Raw genomic sequence first — 5669 nt, 5'->3', positions numbered from 1 at the left:
GAGCGCAGCGGCCGCCCCGGCAGCCGCGCCGACGCCGGCGGCGCCTCAGGCGGGGACGGTCGACGCGGCCACGCCCCCGGTGCGCTCGGCCCTGGTCATGAGCGCCGCGGCGACGCCGGCGCAACCGCCGGAAGTGACGGGGCCCGCGGCGGCACTCCAGGTGACGCCCGCGGTATCCCGGAAGCCGGCGTCCGGGGCCGCACCCAAGACGGCGGGCAGCAAGAAAACAACGGTGAAGCCGACCTCAGCCAAGGCGACCCCAGCCAAGGCCGCCCCGTCGAAGCCCGATAATCAGACGCCGCAATCGGTGCAAAAAAAATCGCCTCGACGCGGCATCCGGTTGAAGATCGACGACGATCTCGATGGGGAAGGGCATTGACCCGCGGCGGATCGCGGGGGCATCCGTGAGATTCAGCCGCAGGGGCGATCGGCGTCGCCCCGCGAGGCAGGCGCTCAGTGTGCGTGCCGGTGTAAGCTCCAGGCCGCCGACCTGGATCCGGGTCTGGCCGCTCATGATCGCCGGGTTGGCGGTCCAATTGGGTGCCGCCGCGGGTAATCCGTGGGGCCTCGGGGATGATGATCCCCAGCTGGGCGCGGCGGGGGGATCGGGTGATGTGTCCTATCCCGGTGCGGTGGTCCGGCAGGCCCCGGATACCGATTGGAAAGACGATGCGGAAGGGGGTTGGGGGCAGCGTCAGCGGCTGGAGGACGGCCATGACCCCGGCTTTCAGTTTCGTTCGGACCCCGAGGACGGGCGCGTCGGCGCCGGGTACAGCGTCGGTCCGGACGATGCGGCGGACACCGGTTATCGATTCCGCGGGGATCCGCCGAACGCGGGCGGCGGTTGGAAGACCCAGGCTCCTGACGGCCGTTACCAGTTCCGCCCCTTGTCTGAGCAGGAACGGGGGCGTCAGGAGCAGTCTCAGGGTTGGCGTCCGGCCCCCGCGGGTCGGGGGCAAGGCCGCTCGCCCGGTCCCCCGCCGGACGGGTCAGCGGATACCGCCCCGGGGTGGGAGCCTCCATGGCAGTCCCGATAGGCGATTGGCAGAAATCGCCTTGGGCGCTTGACGGAACAGAATCGATCACTATCACGACAACGAGCGGGAGACGAGGCATGATGACATTGCACATGCGGATGATGGCGGCGGCATTGCTGGCTGTCGTGGCTGCCGGGTCGGTTTGGGCCGACGCGGCCGGCGTTCAGTTCTCGGCGGACATGGTGCGCCGGGGTCCGGACGGCCAGGTCACCTCGGGCAAGATGTTCGTGGGTGATGGCCGAACCCGGATGGAGATGACCCAACAGGGCCGCGAAGTCGTGCGGATCAGCGATCAGAAACGCGGTATGGAATGGATCCTGTTTCCGGCCGACAAGAATTATCTGGAGCGGAGCGCGCCTCCCGCCGGCGCCGAGGCCGTGAAGCCGCCGCCCCCGGCGGCACCCAGCGCGGAGACTGATCCCTGTGCCGGCGTGCCGGGTCTGACCTGTCGTCGCGTCGGCGTCGAGGATGTCAACGGTCGGGCCGCGGTGAAATGGGAGATGTCCGCGACCGATAAAGGTCAGACGCTGACCGGCGCCCAGTGGTTGGACGTGGAACGCGGCCTGCCGCTGAAACACCTGATGCCGAATGGCCAGATCGTGGAGTTGAAGCTGATCGGAATCGAGCAGATCGACGGACGATCGGCGGAGAAATGGGAGATGGTCACCACGGCACCCAAGCAACAGCCGATGGCGACCTTCCAATGGTACGACCCGGAATTGAAGCTCGCGGTGCGGGAGGAATTCCCCGGCGGCTATGTGAGTGAGCTGAAGAATATCCGCGTGGATCCGCAGCCGGATGACCTGTTCGCGGTCCCGGCGGGTTTTGTGCGCAAGACCGCGCCGGCGCCTGGTCCGGCACCCCAGCCGGGCGGCCAATGAAGTTCCACCGATCGTCGAACGCGGAAGCGGAGTAGCAGGCGCAGTATGATCACGCTGGTCGGCAGTTTGAAAGGGGGCTCGGGTAAGAGCACGGTGACCTTCAATCTCGGGGTCTGGCTGGCCATGGCGAATGTCAAGGTGCAACTGGTGGACATTGATCCCCAGGCGACCCTGACTGACGTGACCGAGGTGCGCCAGGAGGAGCGTTTCGATCCGCCGTTACGGGTGGGCGACCGGCAACTGTTGAGCCGCGAGCAATTGCGCGGCGCGGACGAGACCCTGATCGATGTCGGCACCGCTGACATGGAGAGTCTGCGGCTCGCCCTGTCGCTGTGCGATCGGGTCATTGTCCCGGTGCAGCCGTCGCAGGCGGACATCTGGTCGGTGCAGCGCTTCGTGCATCTGGTGTCTTCGGTGGAGCGGGCGCAGCCGCCGGAGGTGCTGGGCTTCATCAACCGCGGGGACACCCATCACGCGGTGCGTGAGACCAACGAAGCCGCTGCCGCGCTGGTATCCTTGCCCGGCATCCGTTTCATCAAGCCGCGCCTGTCCCAGCGGACGGTCTTCAGGCGTTCGTTCAGCGAGGGGCTCGCGGTCTTTGAACTCGAGTCGAAGGGGAAGGCGGCGCGGGAATTTTTGGCGCTGGCAGCCGTCCTCTATGCGAATCTGGTGAGCTGACAGCAGCCGCACCCGGGCCGCCTCCGGGGCGGGCGGGCGCGGCCGGAACGGTCGGCGGGATGCCGGGCGCAGCCAATCGAACGGCCTTGTCCAGCGGCCGTTTTCTGTTAAGCTCCAAGACTAAATCCGATCAATCCAGAGAGCTTTCGGTCATTCAAACATGGCGGCAACTGAGCAACCCCAGGGCGCATCCACCCCATCAGTCCAGCGAGCAAACGGACCTGCTGCCGGAGCCGGCATGGGTGGTGCGGAGTCCGATGTCACCGATGCGCAAACGAATGCCTTTGCCATCGATCGGCTTTCCCAAGCCTTTGAGACCAGTGCCAAGCGTTGGGAACTGATCGTCTATCCGAGTCTGTTCGCCTTCATCATCCTGGCGGCCTACGGATTCTATCTGGTGTTCAGTCTCGCCAAAGACGTTCACTATCTGGCGATCAGCGTCGATTCCAACATGACCGTGCTGGCCAGCAACATGCAGTCGATTTCAGACAATATGGGACAGATCAGCGCCAATGTCCGCAGTATGTCGGTGGGAGTGGACTCGATGGCGCGGGACGTGAGCACCCTGGAACCGATGCTCACCAGCATGCAGAACCTCGATCGGGCGGTGCAGCACATGACCTTCAATACGTCCACCATGCGTGAAGATATGTCGACCATGAACCGCAGCATCAGTCGGCCGATGCAGTTCATGAACGGATTCCTGCCCTGGTAGGCGCCGTGTGTCGGCAACCCCGACTGCCGCCATCGGGCGGTGGTCCGATCGCCAACTCATCCAGACAGCACCCATGACCGGCGCGCATCCTAAGGCCGTCCGCCTGATCGTCGCGATTTCCTCGCGTGCCCTCTTTGACCTGAGCGAGTCGCATCGGGTGTTCGAGACCGAAGGCGTCGACGCCTACCGTGCCTATCAGGTGGAGCACGAAAACGACATCCTGGAGCCCGGGGTCGCCTTCCCGCTGGTGCGCAAACTCATCAGCCTCAATACGGCACTTGGCGAGCGCGGACGGGTTGAGGTCATCCTGCTCTCGCGTAACAGTTCCGACACCGGGCTGCGGGTGCTGACTTCCGCCCATCGCCACGGTCTGGACATCACCCGTGCCGCTTTTACGGGCGGGGCCAGTCCATACCGTTACGTCGCGGCCTTCGGCGCGCATCTGTTCCTGTCCGCCGACCCCAACGACGTGCGTCTGGCGCTCAGCGCCGGGTGCGCCGCCGCCACCGTCCTGTCGGCCGCCGCGACTGCCGCGGCCGGGGGTGACCCGCAGGTGCGGATCGCCTTCGACGGGGATGCCGTGCTGTTCTCGGATGACGCCGAGCGGCTGTATCGGGAGGAGGGGCTCGCGGTGTTCAATGCCAGCGAGACGGCGTCCGCTTACGAGCCGCTGCCGGGCGGTCCCTTCAAAGGGTTCCTGGTCGCGATCCACCAACTGCAGAATCTCTTTCCCGCTGAGGCCGCGCCCTTGCGCACGGCGCTGGTGACCGCGCGCGGCGCCCCCTCCCACGAGCGGGTGGTGCGCACCCTGCGCGCTTGGGATATCCGGATCGACGAGGCGCTGTTCCTGGGCGGGCTTGCCAAGTCCAGCTTCCTCGAAGCCTTCGACGCCGACATCTTTTTCGATGATCAGGAGATCCACTGCGACGAGGCCAGGCGCCATGTCGCGACCGGTCATGTGCCGCATGGGGTCGCCAATCAGGCGGCGAAGTAGCCGCCGGCCGCCGGTGGATGCGCTGCGCTTATCCACCCTACAAAACCGGCTCCGCTGTAGGGTGGATAAGGCGCGCCGTTCGCTGTCAGGAACCCGGCACAGCGCTCGCGCGCGCCGCATCCACCAGGGGCCGCGCGCTGCCGCCGAAATTTGGAATTTCTGCGCCGCCATCGGGGATTCGGATATCGGGTCCGCAGTCCTTATACTGTTGGGCTGGTTCAGTCGCGATTTCCGGGTATCGCTGTACCTGTCTCAACCCCGGTTTCACACCCTGTCTCACACGAGGAGTACCCATGCATAACGGCACGACGATCACTCAGTTCATCATCGAAGAGCAGCGGCGCATTGCCGGGGCCACTGGTGATTTCACCTCTCTGCTCAATGACATCGTCACGGCCTGCAAGGTCATCAGCAACTATGTCAACCACGGTGCACTGGTCGGTGTGCTGGGCAGCGCGGGCAGCGAGAATGTGCAGGGTGAGACTCAGAAGAAGATGGACGTCCTCTCCAACGAGGTCTTCATCAAGTCCAACGAGTGGGCCGGACACCTGGCGGCCATGGCATCCGAGGAGATGGATGAGATCTACCCCATCCCGGCCGGCAAGCCGCGCGGCAAGTATCTGCTGACCTTCGATCCGCTGGACGGCTCATCCAATATCGACGTCAATGTCTCGGTCGGCACCATCTTTTCGATTCTGCGCTGTTCCGGCGGCTGCCAGGAACCGACCGAGCGCGACTTCCTGCAGGCCGGTGCCCAGCAGGTGGCGGCCGGCTATGCGCTCTACGGCCCCTCGACCATGATGGTCCTGACCACCGGCAACGGCGTCAATGGTTTCACGCTTGATCAGAACATCGGCGAGTTCATTCTCACCCATCCCAAGATGCAGATCCCGGTGGATACCCGCGAGTTCGCGATCAACATGTCGAACATGCGCTTCTGGGAGCCGCCGGTGCGCCGCTATGTGCAGGAGTGTCTGGACGGCAAGGAAGGCCCCCGCGGCGACGACTTCAACATGCGCTGGATCGCCTCCATGGTGGCCGAGGTACATCGCATCTTGACCCGCGGCGGCGTCTTCATGTATCCGATGGATTCCAAGATGAAGGCCAAGGCGGCGGGCGGGAAGCTGCGTCTGCTCTACGAAGCGAACCCGATGTCCTTCATCGTCGAGCAGGCCGGCGGCGGCTCCATCACCGGCACCCAACGGATCATGGAGTTGCAGCCCGAGAACCTGCACCAGCGGGTGCCGGTGATTCTGGGCTCGCGCAATGAGGTGGAACGCATCCTCGCCTATCATCGCGAAGGGTAATAGGGCCTTGAATAGGGCTTTGATCGTAATCCCGGCCAACGGCATGCGTAGTCAGGG

General features: G+C 65.0%; 6 protein-coding genes and 1 pseudogene. All 7 read left to right on the top strand.

Annotated features, from left to right (window positions below):
• Window positions 1-379, top strand: a pseudogene (locus tag QZY03_RS13700) (hypothetical protein); the annotation flags it as partial.
• A 79-nt stretch (window positions 380-458) separates the two neighbouring features.
• Window positions 459-1037 carry a hypothetical protein gene (locus tag QZY03_RS13695; protein ID WP_295581906.1) on the top strand — a complete coding sequence of 193 codons (579 nt, stop codon included), beginning with the start codon at window positions 459-461 and terminating at the stop codon, window positions 1035-1037.
• A gap of 77 nt (window positions 1038-1114) precedes the next feature.
• Window positions 1115-1918: a hypothetical protein gene (locus tag QZY03_RS13690; RefSeq protein WP_363182292.1), complete on the top strand. Its 804-nt coding sequence runs from the start codon at window positions 1115-1117 to the stop codon at window positions 1916-1918.
• Between the two features lie 45 nt (window positions 1919-1963).
• Window positions 1964-2596 carry an AAA family ATPase gene (locus QZY03_RS13685; RefSeq protein WP_295581904.1) on the top strand — a complete coding sequence of 211 codons (633 nt, stop codon included), beginning with the start codon at window positions 1964-1966 and terminating at the stop codon, window positions 2594-2596.
• Between the two features lie 238 nt (window positions 2597-2834).
• Entirely contained in the window at window positions 2835-3311 is a 477-nt protein-coding gene (locus QZY03_RS13680) for a hypothetical protein (protein WP_295581909.1), read from the top strand.
• Window positions 3312-3384: 73 nt separating this feature from the next.
• Window positions 3385-4305 carry a 5'-nucleotidase gene (locus tag QZY03_RS13675; protein WP_295581902.1) on the top strand — a complete coding sequence of 307 codons (921 nt, stop codon included), beginning with the start codon at window positions 3385-3387 and terminating at the stop codon, window positions 4303-4305.
• Between the two features lie 293 nt (window positions 4306-4598).
• Window positions 4599-5612: a class 1 fructose-bisphosphatase gene (locus QZY03_RS13670; RefSeq protein ID WP_295581900.1), complete on the top strand. Its 1014-nt coding sequence runs from the start codon at window positions 4599-4601 to the stop codon at window positions 5610-5612.
• Window positions 5613-5669: the final 57 nt, after the last annotated feature.

The sequence above is a fragment of the uncultured Lamprocystis sp. genome (assembly GCF_903933125.1).
GTDB lineage: Bacteria > Pseudomonadota > Gammaproteobacteria > Chromatiales > Chromatiaceae > Thiodictyon.
This window is presented reverse-complemented; position numbering and strand designations above follow the sequence as displayed.